Below are 22,147 nucleotides of genomic sequence, written 5' to 3' on the forward strand. Positions count from 1 at the left end.
CGCTCACGCGTCACTGGACGAGTTCGTCGCGCACGCGCGCGTCCACGTCGAATTGCTCGCAAAGCTGCTGCATATACCGGTCCGCAAGCTCGGCGACCGGCGCGTCGATCACGTGATGCTGCCGCACCCAGAGCTGAATGCTCCGAATCTCCTTGAGCAGCGCTTCGGCATTTCCGCCGATCGTCACGCTGCTGCCGTGTCGGCGATGCAGATTCAGCGCGTCCGCGGCGAAAGCGATCATGCCCTGGCTGACGACCCGGAGGTACACCATCCAATCGCCCGCGACCCGGAACTGCCGGATCTCGTCGAAGTCGCGATGCAGGACTTCATCGAGCGCGGACCGCTTGAACACGACCGCGCTGACGTTCGGGATAGTGTTCTTCACCGCCAGCGCGCCGGCGATTTCGTCCGCGCCGGCGCCGTGGTAGGACGTGTTCCACTTGACATCGGAGATGTCCGCCACGTAGTCGCGATAGTGCTCGCAGACAACCTCGCCTGACTCGGCCATCTGCTTCGATTCGCAGTAGCTCAACACGGTGCGCTCGTCCTGGAATCCCGCCATCACCGTCGCGAGAAATTCGGGCTGCGCCAGATCGTCCGCCTCGGCAATCCACACATAGTCGCCGCGCGCGAGTTCGACGCCACGCTTCCACTGCGCGAACACCGAACCCGAATTGACGCTGTTGACGATCAGGCGATTGTCGACGCTCCGGTTCGCCAACTGCTCGCGAATCGCGCGCACGCTCCCGTCGGACGAATTGTCGTCGAGCACGATCAGTTCGTAGACCGGATAAGTCTGCTCGAGAACCGAATTCAAGCGTTCTCCGATATAGCGCTCATAGTTGTAGTTCGGCACGACCACCGACACGCGCTTGAATCCGCAGCCGAGCATGTCGAGCAGATCGAATACGTAGGATCGGAACGAGAACGTTTCGGCAACGATGTCCGCCCCCTTCGCGCCGAGCTCGCGTGCGCGCTCCGGCCGCTCGACCAGTTCGCGCAGCGCACGGGCGAGCGCATTCACGTCCTCGAAGGGCACGACGACGCCGCAACCCTGGTTCAACAATTCGCAGCTTCCGCTCGCACCTTCGAAGCCGACGACCGGCACGCCGACCTCGAGCGCCTCAAGCACGACGGACGGGAACGGGTCCTCGCGCGACGTCAGGACGAGAACGTCCGCCCCCGCGTAATAGAAGTCCGTATCGGACTCGAGCCCCGTGACGACGAACTTGTTCGTCAACCCATGCCTGGCGATCAGCGCATCGACCTTGGCCTTCGCGTCGCTGTCCCAGTGACCGACCCAGACGAAGTAGACGTCATCGCGGTCGGAGAATGCGGCGGCGGCTTGCGCAAACAGGTCGACGCCCTTGCGCAGGTCGGCATAACCGACGCCCAACATGATTTTCGCGTCGTTCGGCAGACGCAGCCGCTCGCGCAGAGTCGAACGCGCACGCTCGACATCGTTGCGCAGACGGTTTCGCTTATAGAGCCCCTGCGGCCGCACGCGCGCCTTGCGGTCGCTCAGGGCGGTGAATCGGCCAAACGACCGGTGCACCATCTCCGCGGGAAACACGACGGCCTGTGCGTGCTCGGCGATCTCGGCGGCGTGCCGCTCAAGCTTGTACTTCGACAGCATGCCCTGCAGTTCGTGAACCAGCGCGATGCAGCTCACACCGCTGCGAGACAGCGTGCCGACGAACAATCCCGAAACGGTCGTGTTGCAGATCGCGGACCGGAAGCCCTGCTGTGCGAGCTTGTCGGCCAGCGCGCGCGCTTCTTCGCCTTCCGGATCGATTCCGGACAGGTCATGCACGACGCTCCAGCGTTCGAACTCGGCCTTGAGCGGCCCTTCGCCGAGCAGTACCGTCGTGACATCGATGCCGAAATCGGTCGTCAGCGTCTTGACGAGATTCAGCGCAAGGTATTGGGCGCCATGCGCGTACGCATCATGCGAAACCACCAGCACGCGGCGCGCGGTTCCGTTGCGATTGGCCCGCGTCAATGCATTGCGGGTCGCCTGCAGCCACGCATAGCCGTATCGGCGATCCGGCTCCAGGTGCGCGCCTTCCGCCCACTCGTTCCAAGCGTTGACGAAGACGAGACGCTCGTCTGGATTGTCGATGCGCCGCACCGTATCGGTCGCGGCGTTGAACAGCCACTCCTCGTAGAGCTTCGGCGTCGAGCCGACAAATACCGCGCCGCGCCCGGGCTTGCGCGCTTCGTTGTCCCACGAAGGCGTCACGCCGCGGAACAACCGGTATTCCGTATCCGGATACGCGCGACTGCGCTCGAGGAAATGCGTCCAGTCCATGATGTAGCCCGAATATTCCGGGTTGATCAACGTGACGCTGTCCGCTTTCGACGGCGGCTGACTGTTGTTCGGTGGGAACTCGATCGCCGCGTCGAACCCATATTCGCGAGGGTCCGCCTTCTCGAACGATTGGGTGTAGGCGAGATACAGCTCGCCCAAGCCGTTCGCGCGCGCCCACTCGCGCCACCGCTTGACGGTCGCGCGCGCATCGGGCAGCAAATTGGGACGATATACGAGCAACAGCGGGCGGCCGTCGATGCGGATGTAGCGGTCGTCCCGCATGTATTGCGCGATGTGCTCGATGAACGCCATGTCGTCCTCGGGCGAGTGATGCTGCGAGATCAGCAGCTCCTGATCGAGGCCGTCCCAGCGCCGCGACCAGTTCTCGTTCGCCCAGCACAGACAGAACGGCAGATCGAATTCCCGATGATCGAGGTATTGCCGAATCGGCGCCTCCATCAGGCGCTTGCCGCCGAACCAATAGAAGTAGAAGCAGAAGCCGCCGAGGCCCGCCGCCTTTGCGAGCTCGACCTGCCGCTGCTGCACCGCGGGGATGCGCAGATCGTAAAATCCAAGCTCACCGGGCAAGTGCGGCTGATAGTGCCCGACGAACTGGGGCACCGCGCGCGTGACATTCGTCCATTCGGTAAACCCGCGCCCCCACCACTCGTCGTTTTCCGGAAACGGATGGAATTGCGGCAGATAGTAGGCGATCGCGCGCACCGGCACTTGCCGCGGCGCGATCGGCGGGAAAGCCTGAAAGTCGGATGACGGCGTGACAGCCGTGACCGGGAACGCGCCGGGCATGGGCGCCTTCGCCTGCGCCACCGGTACGGGTTCGGGCGCGCGAGCCGCCTGAGCAGCGCTCGCGTGGTTCACCGCCTCTTCCCGCAGACGGCTGCGAAGCGCCGCCCAGTCCTGGTAGGCGCGCGTGTGCGAAAAGAGCCCCGGCAGCAATCGGAAGAAAGCGCCCTTGATCTTTCGCTTGAGCGGCGCCGGCACGGGCAATCTGCGATACAGGATCTTGCCCGCCGACCGGACCGCGGCCGAGCGAGCCTCTCCTCCCTGCGCCATTCGCTTGACGAAGCGCAACGGCTTGGTCCAGCGCCACGACGTGCTCGAAAGAATCTCGCCGATTTGCGCATCGAGCTCGCGCAGTCGCGCTTCGTCGTAAATGTGGACGTTCCGGCGGCCCAATTCGACGACGACACGAATGTGCTCGTTGACGATACGCTCGCGCTCCCGCTCGAGGGCAAGCAGCCGCTCGGACTTCTCGGCGAGCTGGCCGTTCACTTCCTCCAATCGCGCGTCCTTCTCGTCGAGCGCCTTGCCGAAGCGCACGCGCAGCGAGCGGTCCGTGACGGCAAACAGATTCTTCAGCTCGGACAATCTGCGCAGCACATGGTCGACATCGGCATCGCCTTCGGCTGCGGCAAGCGCGGCGCGGCCCTTCGATTCCTTGCGCGCGCCGAGCAGTTGCATCGCCTCGCCGACTCGCGCCTTCAACGCATTCAATTCCGCCTGCGACGCCATCGCAAGATCGGCGATCGCCTCGACTTCCGAGCGCACCGCCAGCCGAACCGACAACGCCCAGTTGTTCGCGATTCGGCTCAATACATGTTCCGGCACTGGCACTTCAAACCACGGATTGTTCCCCGGCACGACGAGCGTGATCGGCCAGCCGCTGCCGAGCCGATGCGCGCCGAATATCTCGGGCGCCGCGTTTGCGTCGTCATGCCAGGACCAGACCGTGCGTCCGTTTGCGTCGAGCAGATCCACGGCATGCAGCGCGACGACGCCCGGACGATCGCTCGGATCGAGCCGCAGCCTGCGGACCTTCAACTCGGCGGCTGGATCGCGCAGTTCGAGACGCGCCACGCGCTCGGTATCGCCGGCCAGCACGTAGCACCCCATCGCGTGCCGCTCCGACCATTTGCCGTCGACGTCCGTCTGCCAGTAGATCTTGCATTCGGCGCGCTCGTCGTGCGCATCGGCGGCAGATCCGCCGGCATTGTCGGCAACCTCGTACATCGTGACGTCGAGCGTCGGCAGCGCGGCGTCGGATGCAAGGGCGACGAAGTACAGCGGGCGCGCGACGCCGACATGCTCCGTATCATTGCCCGAGCCTTCGTGCGTCAGCGTCCGCGTTCCGGTTTCCCGCGGCTCCAGTCCGGCGAGCATCGATCCCGTCACGACTCGCTGGCCGTAAAGCGCCACCTGCGAAAACCGCGTGCGCAAGAGCGATTCGAACTCGTCGAGATAGAGCTCCTTCACGTGCCACGGGTTCGCATAGCCCGTCACATCCGAGTATTCGTACTTGTTGGGACTCGAAATGATCAGGAGTCCGCCTGGCCGCAACACGCGCTTGATCTCGCGGATCATCGCCTCGTGCTGATCATGGTGCTCGATGGTCTCGAAGCTCACCACGAGATCGACGCTCGCATCGTCGAGCGGAATATCCGCGGCCGATCCGACGACGAACTCGAGGTTGCCGGCACGCCGACCATAGGAGGCCACCGCATGACGGACGGCGTCCTCGCTGATGTCGACGCCGATCACGGACGCCGCGGCTTGCGAAAGCGCGAACGAACCGTAGCCCTCGCCGCAGGCGATGTCCAGCACGCGCAAGCCGGCAGCCAGCTTGCGCGCGACCAGATATCGATGCATGTGCTCGACCTCGATCTGCGCCGACATACCGGGAATATAGCGTTCGCCGTCCCAAGCCAAATCGTCGGTCTGTTCGGACATGTTTCCTTGTTCCTTGCCGGATGAGGACAACGCGTCCTCCAGAGGCTTCAAATAATCGTTTGACATATGAATCGCGCCGCTTACGCGTTGGCCGCCGCCGACACACCGACGCGCAGCATCGGTACGGCGAGGAGATAATTCGCGACGCTCGACGCATGCACGCGTATCGGCAACGCGTCGTGGATCCAGTGCAACTGGACGTGGTTCTGCTGCGTCCCGTCGGCAATGGCGACGTTGACCGAGTACTCGCCGGCCGGCAATAGCGGCATCGCAAACGAAAAGCTCGCCACGAGCGTATCGCCCGCGCCGCACGACGCATGCTTGTCCCGATACGTCAGATAGGTGTTCTCGCCGAAGAGCGACTGCCCGAGGTGGTCGTTGAAGAAAAACCCGACGATGGGCGACCGTACGTCTTCGTTGACGAATGCGGACACGCGAAGCGTGACGTCTTCCCCGCCCACGACCCACGAAAGCGGCCGATTTTCGCGATCGACGAACCGGACATCGACGATGCGCGCCGCGCCGCTGCCGAACGACGCCGCATGCGGCTCGAAACGCAGAATCTCGATGTCGTTGCGACAAGGCGTCCGGTTGATCGTCGACAGACGCGCATCGCGTTTCGCGTCGACCGGCGCGGCAATCGCCACGCGCTTTTGCGCCGGGCGCGCTCCGTCGGCCTGCACCGCCGGCGCGGGCGCGGTATCGAAGTAAGCATCGAGATACGCTTCGCAGACCTCATCGGGATCGCCTTCGAGGCGGACCGCGCCCTTGTCGATCCAGATCACGCGCGAGCACAGCTTCTTCACGGTCGACGTATCGTGACTGACGAACAGGATGGTTCCCTTTTTCCGGAACTGATCCATGTATCGCAAGCACTTCTGATTGAAGAACGCGTCGCCGACGGCCAGCGCCTCGTCCACCACCAGAATGTCCGCGTCGACGTGCGCGATCACCGCGAACGCGAGCCGCACGAACATCCCGCTCGAATAGGTCTTGACGGGTTGGTCGATGAACTCGCCGATGTCCGCGAACTCGATGATCCTGTCGAGCCGCTCGTCGACCTGACGGCGGGTGAGGCCATGCAACTGCGCGTTCAGATAGACGTTCTCGCGCCCCGTGTACTCGAGATCGAATCCCGAGCCCAGCTCGAGCAGGGCCGCGACTCTGCCCACCGTCTCGATCGAACCGCGGCTCGGGCTCAAGGTCTGGCAGACGATCTGCAGCAACGTGCTTTTCCCGGAGCCGTTTCTCCCGATGATGCCGATCGTTTCGCCCCTGGCGACCGCAAAGCTGACATCGTTGAGCGCCCAGAAGACGCTGCCGTACGCCGCCGCTCTGGCCCTCGCGTATTCACGCGACGCGCCGGGCAGCATGCGGCTCGCCGCGCTGAACGCGGCTTGCTTGAGCCGATTCGCCGGCAGATCGTACGAACGGAACCCCTTTGCCACCCTTGACGCGCGAATGACAATCTGCTTAGACATCAAAGCCACTTCCTCGAAGACGCGATCGACTCGCGACCACAAAAGAACCTGGTTCGTCCGAGCCAGGCGTAACAGATTATTTTAACAAACCGTCGGTGGCCCGGTGGCGAGTATACTTCATACGACATTGGGCTCCCGCGCGCTGCGCCGCCTCCTGTGGTTACCGAAAGTAACGGCAGTCGCCGTGTCGATGTACCGATCAACCGCGAGGCGATGCCGCCGCGCGCCCCTTCTTGATCTCGACACAAGGTTGTTCAGCCATGTTCATCGTCTTCGGCTCGCCCCGTTCCGGCACGACATTACTCAAGGAAACGCTCAACCTGCATCCGGATTTGTTCATACCGATGCAGACGACCCTGATCAGCACGAGCGCGCACATCGCAGGCAGCATCTCCCAGTGGGACAAGGCCGCCGGCATCATCGCCCGCGCGCTCGTCGCGTCCGACGACTTTCCGGTCGTCTTCGGCGCTCATTTCACCGAGGCCGAGATCGTAGACGTCATCGAGTCGGCGCCTCACTCGCTCGCCGGCGCGCTTCAGGCGCTCTACGGCGAACTCGCCCGTCGGCTCGGCAAGCGCGAATGCGGCGACAAATCGCCCGACGATCTGCTTTCGATCCGTAAGCTCGAACAGGTCGGACTGCTGAACGCCTCGATCAAGTTCATCCACATCGTCCGCGACGTGCGGGGCTCGGTCGCGTCCCTGCTCAACGTGGACTGGGCCCCCGCCGGCATCGAGCAGTGCTTCCCGCGAATCTGGAATTACACAAATTTGCATTTGTATCACGCGCTCAAGGACCAGCCGAACTACCTCTTCGTGCGCTACGAGGATTTCGTTTCCCAGCCGGCGGCAACCGTCGGGCGCCTCACGGCATTTCTCGACATTCCGTTTCTCGAATCGATGCTCGACGCGAACCGGCGCGGCCCCGAATTGCGCTCCGATCCGAGCCACCGGAACCTCGCGCGGCCGTTCATGCCGGATCGCATCGAGGCGTGGCGCCATCAATTGCCGCAAGAGGTGGTGAAACACTGCGAGTACGGTGCGCAGGAAGGGCTGCAAACATTTTGTTACACCTGATGCAACGAATCCGGCGCGTCGCCGGGCGGCGGCAAACGGCCCATACCTCTATGCGATAATGCGGCTGCGCTCGGCCGCCCGGGACGCACGCCGCGTCCGCCGCTGCGTCCATGCCGAGGCGCTCCGCAATCTCGCTCATCTCCCGTACTACGCTGTTCTTGCCCGCACACCCATGCAAAGCTTTAGTGCCTCGCCGATGTACCTGTTGGCATCGCTCGTGAAGAATCGCCGGCTCATGTTCGATCTCGCGCGGCGAGACGCAGTCGGTCGCTACAAAGGGTCCGCGCTCGGCATCCTCTGGTCGATGCTGACCCCGCTCCTGATGTTGAGCGTCTATACCTTCGTGTTCAGCGGCGTGTTCAAGTCTCGCTGGGGCAACGCATCGACGCCGGGATCGCACGGCGAATTCGCCGTCGTGCTCTTTGCTGGCATGATCATGTTCAACGTATTTTCCGAATGCGTGAATCGCGCGCCGTCGATCGTTCTCGTCAATACGAACTTCGTGAAGAAGATCGTCTTCCCGCTCGAGATCCTGCCGTGCATCTGTCTGTTGTCGGCGCTCTTCCACGCATTCGTCAGCATCACGATCCTGTTGATCGCGGAATTCCTGATACAAGGCAGCGTGCCCGTGACCGCGCTGATGCTGCCCATCGTCCTCGCGCCGCTCTGCCTGCTGATCCTCGGCATTTCGTGGATGCTGTCGGCCACGGGCGTCTATCTGCGCGATATCGGACAGACGATCGGCATTTTCGTGACGGCGCTGATGTTTCTCTCGCCAATCTTCTTTCCGGTGTCGTCGCTTCCGCCGAGCGTTCGGGCGCTCGTCTACTGGAATCCGCTGACCTTCCCGATCGAGCAGAGCCGCAACGTGCTGATCTGGGGGAAATCGATCGATTGGACGATGTGGTGCTCGTATCTCGCCGTCAGTCTGATCGTCGCATGGATCGGATTCGCATGGTTCCAGAAGACGCGAAAAGGGTTTGCGGATGTCATCTGAGCACGTCATTCAGGTCGCATCGCTAAGCAAAGGCTTCAAGACCTACGATCGCCCGTCGGATCGCCTGCTTCAGCTCGCGTTCAATTTCGCCGCGCGCCTCGCCCCGGCCGCCTCGTTGAAATCGTGGCTGCATCGTCGCGCCGACAGGGCCGGCCGCACCTTCTGGGCGCTCCGCCACATTGATCTCACGGTGGGACGCGGTGAAACGGTCGGCATCATCGGCCGCAACGGCTCGGGCAAGAGCACGCTGCTGCAGATGATTTGCGGGACGCTGTCGCCGACCGAGGGAACGATCCGCACGACGGGGCGCATCGCCGCGCTGCTGGAGTTGGGATCCGGTTTCGATCCGGAGTACACGGGGCGCGAAAACGTCTACATGAACGGCCAGTTGCACGGCCTGACGCAGGAACAGATCGACGAGCGTTTCGCGGCCATCGAGGCGTTTGCGGATATCGGCGACTTCATCGACCAGCCCGTCAAGACCTACTCGAGCGGGATGTTCGTGCGGCTCGCGTTCGCGGTGATCGCGCACGTGGATGCGGATATCCTGGTGATCGACGAAGCGCTGGCCGTCGGTGATGCATTCTTCACGCAAAAGTGCATGCGGTTCCTTCGCAAGTTCATGCAAAGCGGCACCGTTCTGTTCGTGAGCCACGATTCGGCTGCGATCCGCAGCCTTTGCACGCGGGCGATCTGGATCGATCACGGCAAGATCGTCGACGAAGGCGATCCGAAAGCCGTCAGCAACCACTACCTCGAAGCGTTCTACGAATCGCAGCAAGGCAGGAGCAACATCGCCGCATCCCCTGCGGCTGCGCTCGCCACCCAACCCGGCCAGCATCACGAGGATCGGCACGATCAGCGCGCCCAGTTCCCGTGCCATGACACGGCGGCGAGCGGCTTCACGCTCGACCCGATGCGAACGGATTCGTCGCATCACGACAACGCGATCGTCCATTCCGTCGAACTGACGAAGGAAGACGGCTGTCGGCTGCTCTGGACGGCCGGCCGAGAAATCGCGACGCTTCGCGTCGAAGCGTCGGTGTGCCGGCGCGTGTCCGAGGCGGTCGTCGCCTTCGTCGTCAAGGACAAGCTCGGGCGCATGCTGTTCGGCGACCATACGTACTGGGCGTCGTACCATCAGCCGATCGACCTCATCAATCACGGGCACCTGGCGGCGGAATTCACGTTCGAAATGCCGGTCCTCGCGCCGGGCGAGTATGCAATCGACATCATCGTCGCGGACGCCGGAATGCCGGGAGACCAAACGCTACGGCACCAGCACGACGCCTACGTGTTCAAGTCGGAAGCGGCGGCGTCTTCGACCGGCCTGATCGGCTTGCCGATGCAGCAGATCTCGCTGTCCATCGACTCCGCAACGCCGGCCCAGGCCAATACCCTGTCGTCGTGAGTTCGAAGGCGGTCCCGGCAAACGCCTTCGGGCGTCGCGCCCGTCTTCTTCGGAAATCGGGCTCATGAAAGGACGGGCGCCGCCCCGCCGCACGAGCCGTCGGCCTGCGCGCGATCGGCCGCTCCAATAGCCCCCGAATAGCCGATCAAATCCCCAATCGCCCGATCGCGTCGAACAGGCTCGCGATCCGCACGGCCCCTTCGCCCACGTTAGGCGCCGCGGCGCCGAGCAGGTAGCGCGTCCCGACGCCGGCTGCCGCGGCGGCAGCCATGTCGGTCGCGGAATCGCCGATCATGGCGGATCGCGCCATGTCGATCGCATGTTCGCGCTGGGCCGCAAGCAGCATCCCCGGCGCGGGCTTGCGGCACGCACACGCCGTCAGATACTCGCCGAGCCCGGCCGTCGGATGATGCGGGCAGTGATACACCTGTGTGATGAACGCGTCTTCGGCCGCGAATCGTTGCAGCAGCCACGCGGTGAAAGCGGCGAACGTCGCCTCCGAGTAGTATCCGCGCGCGATGCCCGCCTGATTCGTGACGACGAACACATCGTAGCCCGCGTTTCTCGCCCGGTGCACGAGTTCGAATACGCCGTCGACGAACACACAGTCTTCGGGACGATGGAGATAGCCGATGTCGACGTTGATGACGCCGTCCCGATCCAGGAATAGCGCCCGCCGGGCATTACTTCGCATCGTCGCCCGCCATCGCCGGCACGCGCGTCTGCGCGAGCACGTAGTCCTGCGGCACGCCGATGTCGATCAGCTCGCTGACGCGCGGCACCGCAGCGACATGCAGTTCCGGCAAGCATGCATGGAGATAGTCCTGCTCGAACGAAAAGCGCTCGCCGGGCACTCGCCGCATGAACGGCTCGCGCTTGAGCAGGTAGATGCCGGCGTTGATGAAGCCGTGGCCCTGCATCCCCTTCTCGCGAAATGCGGTCACGCGATGCGATGCCGGATCGAAATCCACCGCGCCGTAGCGTGACACGTCGGGAAGCTCGGCAACCGCCATCGCGAGATCCACGCCGGAATCCGCCGCGCCCGCCGTCAGCGCGGCCAGTTCGACGATCGCCATCGTGTCGCCGTTCAGCACATAGGCGGATTCGGCGTCGACGCGCGCCATCGCCTTCGCAATGGCGCCGCCTGTACCGAGCGGCGCGTCTTCGACGACGTAGTGCAGCCTGAGCGCGCCGAACGTCTCGCCGAAATAGCCTTCGATAACCTCGCGCTTGTAGCCGACCGCCAGATAGACGTCGGTCAGCCCCTGTCGTTCGAGGCGCCGCAGGATCCACCAGAGGAACGGCTTGCCGGCGACATCGGCCATCGGCTTCGGAAGATCGGGGACGACCGATCGCAGCCGCGTTCCCAGCCCGCCGGCAAGAACGATCGCGGGCGTCATGAGCGGGAGAACACGGCGGATTCGACGAGCCCGCACACGATGTGTCCGAGCAGGATGTGGCCTTCCTGGATCTTGGGCGTCTCGCGCGACGGCACTTCGATGCACACGTCGGCGAGATCCCGCATCGCGTTGCCGTGCTCGCCGGTGAATCCGGCGACGTAAAGCCCGTTGCTGCGCGCCTCTTCCATCGCGCGCAGGACGTTCGGGGATTTGCCCGACGTCGAAATGCCCCAGAATACATCGCCCTTCACGCCGACCGCCTGAACCTGACGCGAAAACAGCTTTTCATAGCCGTAATCGTTGCCGATCGCCGTCATCACGGACGTATCGGTCGTCAGCGCAAAAGCCGGCAATCCGGGACGATCGAAATTGAAGCGGCTCACGAACTCGCCGGCAATATGCTGCGCGTCTGCCGCGCTGCCGCCGTTGCCGGCAATCAACACCTTGTTGCCCGATTCGAGCGCGCGCACGATCGTCCGGGCGAACCCGGCCACCTTGTCGAGCAACGCATCGTCGGCGCGGATGGCCGTGAAGATGTCGACGGCCTTCGTGATTTCCCGGCGAATCGTGTCCTTCATCATGTTCTCCACGAGTAGGCCCCGTGCTTCGTGAAATTGCAGGTGAACGCCTGACCGTTGAATTGCTGGAGCGCACGAATGACGTCCGGACGCTTCGTGGGATCGACGATGAACATCATGAAGCCGCCGCCCCCCGCTCCCGACACCTTGCCGGCTCTCGCGCCCGCCGCGATCGCGGCATCGTAGATCGCGTCGATGTTCGCGTTGCTGATGCTGGTCGCCATCTTCTTTTTCGATTCCCACGACAGGCGCATCGATTCGGCGAAGCTGTCGAAATCGCCCTTGAGAATCGCTTCCTTCATGCGAACCGCTTCCTGCTTGACGCGGTGCATCGCTTCCACCGAGACCGAATTGCCGCGCTTCATGCTCTCGGTCTGCTCCTGGATGATCTTCGCGGACTCACGCGACACCCCGGTGTAGAACAGCACCAGCGCCGACTCCAGTTCGGCGAGCACCGACTGCTTCACGCGCAGCGGATTGACGATGACGCGATCCTTGTAGAATTCCATGAAGTTGAAGCCGCCGAACGCCGCCGCATATTGGTCCTGCTTGCCGCCGGCGAGCGCCAGATCGATCCGCTCGATGTCGTATGCGAGGTGCGCGATCTCATACTCGCCGAGCGGGATCTGCAGATACTCGACGAATGCGTGCAGCAGCGCCACGACCATCGTCGACGACGAGCCCAGACCCGATCCGGGCGGCGCCTCCGAGTGCGTCGTCACCTGGACGGCCAGCGGCTTGCCGCCGTTGTAGTCGCGCACGACCCGGTTGTACACGCCGACATGCAGCTCGAGCCCTTTGACGAGTTCGAGCGACGCAGCCGTCGAACCGCTCCATGCCACCGAGCTGTCCGCCGCGACGAGCTCCACTTTGTCGTCGTGGCGCGGCGTGATCGTCGCATACGCATATCGATCGATCGTCGCGTTCAGCACGAGCCCGCCGAAATCATCGGAGTACGGCGAAACATCCGTCCCCCCGCCCGCAAGCCCGAGACGCAGCGGCGCGCGAGCGCGCACGACTTCCTTCTTCTGACCAATGCTCATCGCGGCCATCGCTAGTTCGTTTGTAAGTCCAGCGCGAACACGTCGCGCATCGCGGCGCTCGAGAAATGGCTCGCCACGTACGCACGCCCGGCATCCGACAGCGTCTGCCAGCGAGCGTCATCGCGAATCAAACCAGTCACGCACTGCGCGAATGCGGCAGGATCGTCCGTCGCAGGCACCACATCGTCGAGCCCGGGGAGCCCCTGCAACCCGACCGGCGTCGTCACGAGCGGCGCGCCGAAATTCAACGCCTCCACCACCTTGTTCTTGACGCCCGCGCCGAAACGCAGCGGCACGACCGCGACGCGTGCGCGATCGTACAGCTCGGCGAGCCGTTCGTCGGTCACATAGCCGGTCACGGTAACGTTCGACGCGGCGAGCGCCTTGACCTCGTCCGTCGGATTCGAGCCGATCAGCATCAGGTTCGCGTCCGGCACCGCCTCGACGATCCGGGGCAGGATATCGCTCACGAACCACTTCGCCGCGTCGACGTTAGGCGGATGCCCGAACCCCGCGACGAAGATGATCTGGTTGCGCTCGCGCGCATCCGGCCGTCCGGCGGGCGTGAGTCTCGGCTGGAAGAAGTATGGCGGCAGCGTCCGCGCATTCACGCCCGGCGCCATTTCGTTGACCACCGCCGTTTCGGCGTCGGACGGATAATAGACGACGTCGACGCTTCGCCAAATCTTCATTTCGAGCGTACGCATTGCTTCGGCATCCTTCCGGATGCGCGCATTGCCCGAGACCTCGAACTCCTTCAGCGCGCGGGCGAAATGGAGATCGTGGCCGTAATACAGCAGCTTCGCGTTCGGCGCGTACTTGCGCAGCGGTGCGATGAACGCTTTCGACACGTGCGGCCGGTTCAGGAACACGTAGTCGATCGCCTGATCGGCATGCCTGATCCATTCGTCGAATCCGTCGATGAACTGCGGACCGTAGAACACCTCGACGCCGAGCTGCTGCAGCGGCTTGACATACGCTTCGTCATACCAAATATTGCTCGGCCAGAACTTCACGTTGAATCCCATCTGGAGAAACACGTGAATGAAGCAGACGAGCGATCTCGAGCCCGCGTCCCGATCCGGCTGCGGTACGTAATGGTCGACGATGAGCAGCGTCTTGCGGCGGCGCGTCCGCTCCCGCGCCGCGCCGACGTTCGTGCCGTTGTCGAAATGATCGCGGCTCAGCACGTCCTGCCAGCGTTCGCGGAATTTCTTCTGGTTCTCGACCTGGTAGGCCTTGATGCCCGTGCTCGTATCCGTGCCGTTCGACACGCCTTCGTAGTGAATGATCACCGATTCGGGCTGATAGTAGACCTTCTTGCCCGCGCTGCGCACCTTGAACGCGAGATCGGAGTCCTCGCAATAGGCCGGCACGTAGCGTTCGTCGAACCCGCCGAGCGCATCGAACAGTTGCTTCGGCAACAGCAGCGAAGCGCCTGACGCATAATCGGTCTCTTTCACGTAGTTGAACGCGCTCTTCGACGGATCGTCGAGCCGCCCGAAATTCCACGCCGAACCGTCCTTCCACATGATGCCGCCCGCTTCCTGAAGACGGCCGTCGGGATAGACGAGCTTCGAGCCCACCATGCCGCAATCCGGACGGGCGGCGAACAACGCGAGCATCGAGTCGAGCCAGCCGGGCGTCACCTCGGTGTCGTTATTCAGGAAATACAGGTACTCGCCGCGCGCGAACGTCGCCGCGCGGTTGCACGAGCGCACGAAGCCGAGATTTTGCGGATTTTCGACAAAGCGCAACCCCGGCACGTTCCGCAAGCGCAGGATCTGCTGGCAACCCGACGCATCCTCCGCGACGATCACCTCGATCGGCACGGCCGGCAGATGCTCGGCGATCGATCGCAGGCAAGACAGCGTATAAGGCAGGTTCCCGTATGCGGGAATGACGACGGAAACCTTCGGCTCGGCGATTTCGGCGAATCGAAGGCCCGCGAGCGCCGCGTCGATGTCTTCCGCGTCGACGAGCGGTGCACGGCCGAGCACCTGCTGAAGCGGCGCATTCTGCCGTTTCCACGTCTCGTAATAGACCGCCCCTTCGAACAACGGCCCTGCCAGCCGGAATACGGCGTCGGTCAACCGGGCCTTGTTGCGCGAGCTGAGCGGGACTGCCTGATAGAGCTTTCGCCCGATCCGTCTGGCATGCGGCCGCAGCGGACCCAGCAGCCGATTGCGCATTTCCATAAACACGTCCTGTTGCGAAACCGAGCGTCAGCGACCCTCGAGCCCGAGATCGTCGATCACGAGCGCCAACGCTTGACGCCAATCGAGCCGATTGAGCATGAATCGCCGGTCGAACTTCCCGTTGTCGAGAACCGAGTTGGCCGGACGGCGCGCCGGCGTCGGATAGGCGTCGGACGAAATGGGTTCGACCGTCTCCGTCTTGACCGCGTCGGCGCGCACCGCTCGCGCCGCGTCGACGATCGCCGACGCGAACCCGTGCCAGGACGTCTCGCCGGCGGCGGTCATGTGAAAGAGGCCGGATTCGAAATTGCCGGTCCGTCGCTCACGCTGAGCGTGAGCGACCACGTGCGCAGTGAGGTCCGCGATCATGCGAGCGGACGTCGGCGCGCCGATCTGGTCGGCGACGACGCGCAGCGTTTCCCGCTCGTGCGCGAGGCGCAGCATCGTGCGCAGGAAGTTGCGGCCGCGCGCGCCGTAGACCCACGTCGTGCGCAACGTCAGCCAGTCGCCGGAAACCGCCTCGATCGCGCGCTCGCCGGCAAGCTTCGTGCGACCGTACGCGTTGACGGGCGAGGTCGGCTCGGTTTCGGCGTACGGAACGCGAGATGTCCCGTCGAACACGTAGTCGGTCGAATAATGAACGAGCAATGCATCGTGCGCGCGCGCGGCTTGCGCCAGCATGCCGACCGATTCCGCATTCACGCGATGGGCGAGCGCTTCCTGCTCCTCGGCCAGATCGACCGCCGTATAGGCCGCCGCATTGACGATCACGGCCGGCTTGACGGACGCCACCAGCGGCGCCAGCGTCTCGGGCTTGGACAAATCGGCCGTTTCGCGGCCGCACGCGACGACGTCGCCTAGCGGCGCCAGCGCGCGACGCAATTCCCATCCGACTTGCCCGTTCTGACCGGTAACCAGGATCCTCACGCGAAGACCTCCGCGTCGTTCAGCTTCGCGCCCGCCGCATCCTTCACGGCAAGCAGCGGCTCGAAATCGATCGGCCATTCGATCCCGATCGTCGGATCGTTCCACACGATGCTCCGCTCGAATTCGGGATACCAGTAATCGGTCGTCTTGTAGAGGAACTGCGCGGACTCCGACAGCACGACGAAGCCGTGCGCGAAGCCGGGCGGCACCCAAAGCTGCCGGTGATTCTCGGCCGACAGCGCGACGCCCACCCACTTGCCGAAGTTCGGCGAGCTCTTGCGGATATCGACCGCGACATCGAACACTTCGCCCTCGACGACGCGCACGAGCTTGCCCTGCGCATGCCGGATCTGATAATGCAGCCCGCGCAGCACGCCCTTCGCCGAGCGCGAATGATTGTCCTGGACGAACTCGACGCCCGCCTCCACCTGCTCGGCGAACTCGCGCGCATTGAAGCTTTCGAAGAAGAAGCCCCGCGCGTCGCCGAACACCTTCGGCTCGATGATCTTGACTTCAGGCAGCGCCGTCGGCGTTACTTGGATGGCCATGCAACTTGATCCGTGAGAATGTGTTTCAGATATTGTCCGTAGCCGTTCTTCGCGAGCGGCTGCGCAAGCTTGAGCACCTGCTCCGCGTCGATCCACTGCCGCCGGTACGCAATCTCCTCCGGGCACGCGACGACGAGCCCCTGGCGCTTCTGCAGCGTCGCGATGAACGTCGCCGCCTCGATCAGCGAATCGTGCGTGCCGGTGTCGAGCCACGCGTAGCCGCGGCCCATGATCTCGACGTCGAGCGCGCCCGCCGTGAGATAGCGGGAATTCACATCCGTGATCTCCAGCTCGCCGCGCGCCGACGGCTTGATGTCCGCCGCGATGTCGCACACCTGGTTGTCGTAGAAGTACAGCCCCGTCACCGCGTAATTCGAACGCGGCTTCGCGGGCTTCTCCTCGATCGACAGCGCGCGGAAGTCGCGGTCGAACTCGACGACGCCGTAGCGCTCCGGATCGTGCACGTGATAAGCGAACACCGTCGCGCCCGCTTCCTGCGCCGATGCCCGCTCGAGCTGCTTCGCGAGATCGTGGCCGTAGAAGATGTTGTCACCGAGAATCAGCGTCGACGGATCGCGGCCGACGAATTCCCGGCCGATGATGAACGCCTGCGCGAGCCCGTCCGGCGACGGCTGCACCGCGTAGCGGAGGTTCATCCCCCACTGGCTGCCGTCGCCCAGCATCGCCTCGAAGCGCGGCGTGTCCTGCGGCGTCGAGATGATCAGCACGTCGCGGATGCCCGCCACCATCAGCGTCGACAGCGGGTAGTAGATCATCGGCTTGTCGTAGACCGGCAGCAACTGCTTCGACACGGCGTGCGTGATCGGATACAGCCGCGTGCCGGAACCGCCGGCGAGAATAATGCCCTTGCGCGCCATCGATTCAACCTTTACGCGCGTTGCGCGTAGTTCGTTTCGACCCATTTGCGGTAGTCGCCCGACACCACCTCGTCGACCCATTCCTGGCTGTCGAGATACCAGCGCACGGTCTTCCTCAAGCCGGTCTCGAACGTCTCGGCCGGCTTCCAGGCGAGCTCGCGCTCGAGCTTGCGCGCGTCGATCGCGTAGCGGCGATCATGGCCGGGGCGATCGGTCACGTATGTGATCTGATCGCGGTACGACCCGGCGGCCTTCGGCCGCGCCTCGTCGAGCAGATCGCACAGCGTATGCACGACGTCGAGGTTCTTCTTCTCGTTCCAGCCGCCGACGTTGTACGTCTCGCCCGGCACGCCGCGCGCGAGCACCTCGCGAATCGCGCCGCAGTGATCGCCGACGTACAGCCAGTCGCGCACGTTCTGGCCGTCGCCGTAGACGGGCAGCGGCTTGCCGCCGAGCGCGTTCGCGATCATCAGCGGAATCAGCTTCTCGGGGAACTGATACGGGCCGTAGTTGTTCGAGCAGTTCGTCGTGAGCGTGGGTAGCCCGTACGTGTGGTGATACGCGCGCACGAGATGGTCGGAGCCCGCCTTCGTCGCCGAGTACGGGCTGTTCGGCGCGTACGGCGTGGTTTCGGAGAACTGCGGATCGGCCGGCGACAGCGAGCCGAACACTTCGTCCGTCGACACGTGCAGGAAGCGGAACGCCGCCTTCGCGTCGGCGTCGAGCGCGCTCCAGTATTGGCGCGCGGCTTCGAGCAGCGTGAAGGTGCCGACGACGTTCGTCTGCACGAAATCGGCCGGACCGTGAATCGACCGATCGACATGGCTTTCGGCGGCGAAGTGCAGGATCGCGCGCGGCTTGTGCTGCACCAACAGCGCGTCGATTGCGGCGCGATCGCAGATGTCGACGCGCGCGAACACGTGCTTCGGATTCCCCTGCAACGACTTCAACGTGCCGAGGTTGCCCGCGTACGTCAGCTTGTCGACGTTCAGCACCGCCTCGTCGTATTGAGCCAGCCAGTCAAGCACGAAGTTGGCGCCGATGAAACCGGCGCCGCCCGTTACCAAGATCATGGAATTCCTTTGCTGAAATTGGGAGTCGGTCAAACAACCGGCGTGATGCAGCATGGCCGGCATGTTCGGGAGAATGCCGTTGGTCGCTCGAATGTCACCGCCGGTTGCGGCCGCGTGGCTCGATCGAGCCATGCGCCCAAGTCGGCAGTGCACGGCTACTGCCCCACAAGGCCGCAATTATACGGGCAAGGAAGTGAAAAAACATCCCTCTAACATCTTGAAACAGCTCGATAAGTTTGCTGTCAATCTGCCATTTTCGAGAATGTTTCTACCGCAGAGATCGATGCAAGGTTAAATTTTCTCCGTCGCCGATCCACTCGGATCGATGTGGTTTCTTGTGATACCGTGAACCCGGTTTCGTCACGAATGCAAAGGAATGACAAATTTCTCCAGCAGCCCGCCGATCGCTTTCGGCGACCTCCAAGGCTGCCACGCCGCGTATCTGCAGCTCTTCGGCAAGCTCTCTCCGGCAGCCGACACCCCGCTCTGGTTTGCGGGCGACCTCGTCAACCGCGGCCCCGCGTCGCTCGCGACGCTGCGCGAGATCGTCGCGCTCGGCGAGCGCGCGGTCGCGGTGCTCGGCAATCACGATCTGCACCTGCTTGCGGTCGCGGCCGGGATTCGCACGCTGAAGCCGGGCGACACGATCGGCGAGATCCTCGATGCGCCCGACGCCGACGATCTGATCGAATGGGTGCGCCACCGGCCGTTCGCACACTTCGAGCGCGGCATGCTGATGGTGCACGCGGGCCTGCTGCCGCAATGGGATGCGACGCTCGCGCTTGAGCTCGCCGACGAGTTGCAGCGCGCGCTGCGCGCGCCGAACTGGCGCGACACGCTGCGCAGCCTGTACGGCAACGACCCCAATTGCTGGAGCCCGGATCTGAAGAAGACGGACCGGCTGCGGGTCGCGTTCAACGCGTTCACGCGCATTCGCTTCTGCACGCCGGAAGGCGCAATGGAATTTCGGGCAAACGGCGGCCCGGCGTCCGCGCCCCCCGGCTATCTGCCGTGGTTCGACGCGCCCGGGCGAAAAACCGCCGACGTGACGGTCGTGTTCGGCCATTGGGCCGCGTTGGGGCTGATGCTGCGCGAGAACCTGGTCGCGCTGGATTCGGGATGCGTGTGGGGCAACCGGCTGTCGGCCGTGCAACTCGCCGACGCCCCGGCCGCGCGCAAGGTCACGCAGGTTGCGTGCGAGCGCTGCGAAGCGGCGGACGAATAGTCCAGGGCCGGGTCACGCGGGCAGCGCGCCCGCCCGCGCACGGCAGCGGGCGCACGCGCGTCGGCCGGCCGATGCGCCGGCGCGCCTATCCTTCGCGGCGCGGGATCGCGTCGACGCCGACTTCGGGCTCGGCCGCGGCCTCGGGTTCACCGGCAGACTCCGCGGGCGCCGGGTACGCGGCGGCCGCGAGCCGCGCGAGATCGGCGTCGAGCGGACGCTCGACGTCCCGCTGCATCCGTGCGAGCGCGTCGGCGACCGCGGCGCGCGCGAGCGCGGCCATCTCGCGCCGGTCGCCCGTCGCGGCGATCGGCTCGCCTACGTAGAGGTGCGCTGTGAGCGGCCCGTTCGCCAATACCATATCGAGCGACTTGCCGAGCGGCAGGTCGCCGACATACGCGGGCGCGACCGACTGCCGGCCGTGCGCGTCCTCATACATCAGGCAGATCGGCTGCACTGAGCAGCCCGCCGACACCACCGCCTGGAACAGGTTCGAATGGAACGGCAGCAGCCCGAGGCCATCGGACGTCGTGCCCTCCGGAAACACGCACATCAGCTCGCCGTTGCCGAGACGCTCGGACAGCTCGTGCATGATCCGCTTCGCCTCGCTGCGCTTCTCGCGCTGGATGAACACTGTCCCGAGGCGCTCGGCGAGCCAGCCGACGACGGGCCATGCGCGCACCTCGGCCTTCGACACGAACGGCGTCGGCCGCCACGCGTTGATCACGTAGATGTCGAGCCATGAAACGTGATTGCCGACGACGAGCGCGCGCGCATCGAGCCGCGCCGCGTCGTTGTGCACGACGAGCCGCATCCCGCAGAGCTGCAGCATCTTCAACGTCCAGCGCCGCGTGATGTCCTGGCGGCGCTCGGGCGTCACGCACTCGAAGAGCAGCGCGACGAGCGCCATCCCGCGCAGCAGATGCAGGACGAGGCGCGCCTTGCGTAGGGGTCTCATGATGTGGCTCTCGTCAGCGGCGTTCGAACGCGACCTGCCCCGCGACGAGCGTCGCGCACACCTGCGCGGGCAGCTCGTAGCCGAGGAACGGCGTGTTGTGGCCCTGGCTCTTCAGTACGCGGGGCTCGACGCGCCAGTGCGCATTCGGATCGAACACGCACAGGTCGGCCGGCGCGCCCTCGCCGAGGCGGCCGGCGGGCAACTTCAGCACGTCGGCGGGCGCCGAGGTGATCGTCGCGAGCGCGCGCGCCAGCGGCACGCCCGCTTCCCGCGCCCACTTCACGGTCAGCGACAGCAGCAGTTCGAGGCCCGTCGCGCCGGGCGTCGCCTCGGCGAACGGCAGCAGCTTCTCGTCGTCGTCGACGGGCGTGTGGTCCGAGCAGATCGCGTCGATCGTGCCGTCGGCGAGCGCGGCGCGGATCGCTTCGCGGTCGCGCTCGGCGCGCAGCGGCGGATCGAGCCGGAACTGCGCGTCGAAGTAGCCAATGTCGACGTCGATCAGGTGCAGGTGATTCGCGCCGACGTCGCAAGTCACGGGCAGGCCCTCGGCCTTCGCCGCGCGCACGAGCGCGACGCCCGCCGCCGACGACAGCCGCGCGACGTGCACGCGCGCGCCCGTCACGCGCATCAGCTCGAAGAGCGTATGCAGCGCGATCGTCTCGGCCGCGACCGGCACGCCCGACAGGCCGAGCCGCGACGCGACGGGCCCGCTCGCCGCGACGCCGCCCTTCGCGAGGAACGCGTCGAGGGGCCGCAGCCACACCGCATAGCCGTAGGTGCTCGCGTACTGCAGCGCGCGCAGCAGCACCTGCGTATCGGTGACGGGCACGTTCGCCTGCGTGAAGCCGATGCAGCCCGCCTCGGTCAGCTCGGCCATCTCGGTGATGACCTGCCCTTTCAGGCCGACTGTCAGTGCGCCGAGCGGATACACGTGCGCCTGATGCAGGTTGCGCGCGCGAAACTTCAGCATCTCGACGAGGCCCGGCTCGTCGAGCACCGGATCGGTGTCGGGCGGGCACACGAGGCTCGTCACGCCGCCCGCGACCGCCGCCGCCATCTCGGATTCGAGCGTCGCCTTGTGCTCGTAGCCGGGCTCGCGCAGCCGCGCCGACAAGTCGACGAAGCCCGGCGCGACGATCATCCCGGTCGCGTCGATCGTCTTCGCCGCGTTGAAATCGGCCGGCGCCGCGCCGATCGCGGCCACCTTGCCGGCCGAGACGAACACGTCGGCCTGCCGCTGCGTGCCGGCCGCCGGATCGATGAGCGTGCCGCCTTTGATATGAATCTTCATGCGCTGC

17 protein-coding genes are annotated in these 22,147 nt (G+C 64.8%); 4 read left to right on the forward strand and 13 right to left on the reverse strand.

Annotated elements, in window-relative coordinates; genetic code table 11:
* Positions 1–10: 10 nt before the first annotated feature.
* On the reverse strand, positions 11–5,125 hold the full coding sequence (locus WT16_RS13000) for a glycoside hydrolase family 99-like domain-containing protein (RefSeq protein ID WP_231892077.1): 5,115 nt from the start codon (positions 5,123–5,125) through the stop codon (positions 11–13).
* 14 nt (positions 5,126–5,139) lie between these two features.
* The gene (locus WT16_RS13005; RefSeq protein WP_063533472.1) at positions 5,140–6,540 is read right to left on the reverse strand and encodes an ABC transporter ATP-binding protein; all 1,401 of its coding nucleotides are present in this window, start codon (positions 6,538–6,540) and stop codon (positions 5,140–5,142) included.
* Between the two features lie 260 nt (positions 6,541–6,800).
* On the opposite strand from WT16_RS13005, the gene WT16_RS13010 reads away from it, so the two are divergent.
* The 3 genes from WT16_RS13010 (at position 6,801) to WT16_RS13020 (ending at position 10,024) form a co-directional block, all read left to right on the forward strand.
* On the forward strand, positions 6,801–7,616 hold the full coding sequence (locus WT16_RS13010; protein ID WP_015600110.1) for a sulfotransferase: 816 nt from the start codon (positions 6,801–6,803) through the stop codon (positions 7,614–7,616).
* Positions 7,617–7,788: 172 nt separating this feature from the next.
* Positions 7,789–8,613: an ABC transporter permease gene (locus tag WT16_RS13015; protein WP_015601912.1), complete on the forward strand. Its 825-nt coding sequence runs from the start codon at positions 7,789–7,791 to the stop codon at positions 8,611–8,613.
* Positions 8,603–10,024 (forward strand): ABC transporter ATP-binding protein, encoded by a 1,422-nt coding sequence (locus WT16_RS13020; RefSeq protein ID WP_063533473.1) that lies wholly within the window; start codon positions 8,603–8,605, stop codon positions 10,022–10,024. The genes WT16_RS13015 and WT16_RS13020 overlap by 11 nt, the downstream gene beginning before the upstream one ends.
* 145 nt (positions 10,025–10,169) lie before the next feature.
* Here the strand turns inward: WT16_RS13020 and WT16_RS13025 are convergent, their stop codons facing one another.
* From WT16_RS13025 to rfbB, 9 genes are read right to left on the reverse strand one after another with little or no spacing between them, the layout of a single operon-like run.
* Positions 10,170–10,718, reverse strand: coding sequence for an HAD family hydrolase (locus WT16_RS13025; protein WP_063533474.1), 549 nt, complete (start codon positions 10,716–10,718; stop codon positions 10,170–10,172).
* Positions 10,708–11,424 (reverse strand): nucleotidyltransferase family protein, encoded by a 717-nt coding sequence (locus tag WT16_RS13030; RefSeq protein WP_063533475.1) that lies wholly within the window; start codon positions 11,422–11,424, stop codon positions 10,708–10,710. The genes WT16_RS13025 and WT16_RS13030 overlap by 11 nt, the downstream gene beginning before the upstream one ends.
* A complete protein-coding gene (locus WT16_RS13035) occupies positions 11,421–12,002 on the reverse strand; it encodes a D-sedoheptulose 7-phosphate isomerase (protein WP_015601477.1) in 582 nt (193 codons plus the stop codon). Before WT16_RS13035 ends, WT16_RS13030 begins: the two co-directional genes overlap by 4 nt.
* Entirely contained in the window at positions 12,002–13,045 is a 1,044-nt protein-coding gene (locus WT16_RS13040; RefSeq protein ID WP_041861822.1) for a dehydrogenase, read from the reverse strand. The genes WT16_RS13035 and WT16_RS13040 overlap by 1 nt, the downstream gene beginning before the upstream one ends.
* An 11-nt stretch (positions 13,046–13,056) precedes the next feature.
* Positions 13,057–15,243 (reverse strand): glycosyltransferase, encoded by a 2,187-nt coding sequence (locus WT16_RS13045; RefSeq protein WP_063533476.1) that lies wholly within the window; start codon positions 15,241–15,243, stop codon positions 13,057–13,059.
* A 27-nt stretch (positions 15,244–15,270) separates the two neighbouring features.
* The gene (gene rfbD / locus WT16_RS13050) at positions 15,271–16,170 is read right to left on the reverse strand and encodes a dTDP-4-dehydrorhamnose reductase (protein WP_063533477.1); all 900 of its coding nucleotides are present in this window, start codon (positions 16,168–16,170) and stop codon (positions 15,271–15,273) included.
* Positions 16,167–16,718, reverse strand: coding sequence for a dTDP-4-dehydrorhamnose 3,5-epimerase (gene rfbC, locus WT16_RS13055; RefSeq protein WP_015601736.1), 552 nt, complete (start codon positions 16,716–16,718; stop codon positions 16,167–16,169). Before rfbC ends, rfbD begins: the two co-directional genes overlap by 4 nt.
* Positions 16,703–17,596 (reverse strand): glucose-1-phosphate thymidylyltransferase RfbA, encoded by an 894-nt coding sequence (gene rfbA, locus WT16_RS13060; RefSeq protein ID WP_006025503.1) that lies wholly within the window; start codon positions 17,594–17,596, stop codon positions 16,703–16,705. The genes rfbC and rfbA overlap by 16 nt, the downstream gene beginning before the upstream one ends.
* An 11-nt stretch (positions 17,597–17,607) precedes the next feature.
* Positions 17,608–18,669: a dTDP-glucose 4,6-dehydratase gene (rfbB, locus tag WT16_RS13065; RefSeq protein WP_063533478.1), complete on the reverse strand. Its 1,062-nt coding sequence runs from the start codon at positions 18,667–18,669 to the stop codon at positions 17,608–17,610.
* Positions 18,670–19,045: 376 nt separating this feature from the next.
* Here rfbB and WT16_RS13070 point away from each other — a divergent pair, with 376 nt between their 5' ends.
* Entirely contained in the window at positions 19,046–19,894 is an 849-nt protein-coding gene (locus WT16_RS13070; protein WP_006025501.1) for a symmetrical bis(5'-nucleosyl)-tetraphosphatase, read from the forward strand.
* 85 nt (positions 19,895–19,979) lie between these two features.
* On the opposite strand, the gene WT16_RS13075 is transcribed toward WT16_RS13070, so the two are convergent.
* Positions 19,980–20,849, reverse strand: a complete 870-nt coding sequence (locus WT16_RS13075; RefSeq protein ID WP_063533479.1) for a lysophospholipid acyltransferase family protein — start codon at positions 20,847–20,849, stop codon at positions 19,980–19,982.
* Between the two features lie 13 nt (positions 20,850–20,862).
* Positions 20,863–22,140, reverse strand: coding sequence for a dihydroorotase (locus WT16_RS13080; RefSeq protein WP_063533480.1), 1,278 nt, complete (start codon positions 22,138–22,140; stop codon positions 20,863–20,865).
* Positions 22,141–22,147: the final 7 nt, after the last annotated feature.

Source organism: Burkholderia sp. MSMB1589WGS (assembly GCF_001636105.1).
Taxonomy (GTDB): domain Bacteria; phylum Pseudomonadota; class Gammaproteobacteria; order Burkholderiales; family Burkholderiaceae; genus Burkholderia; species Burkholderia humptydooensis.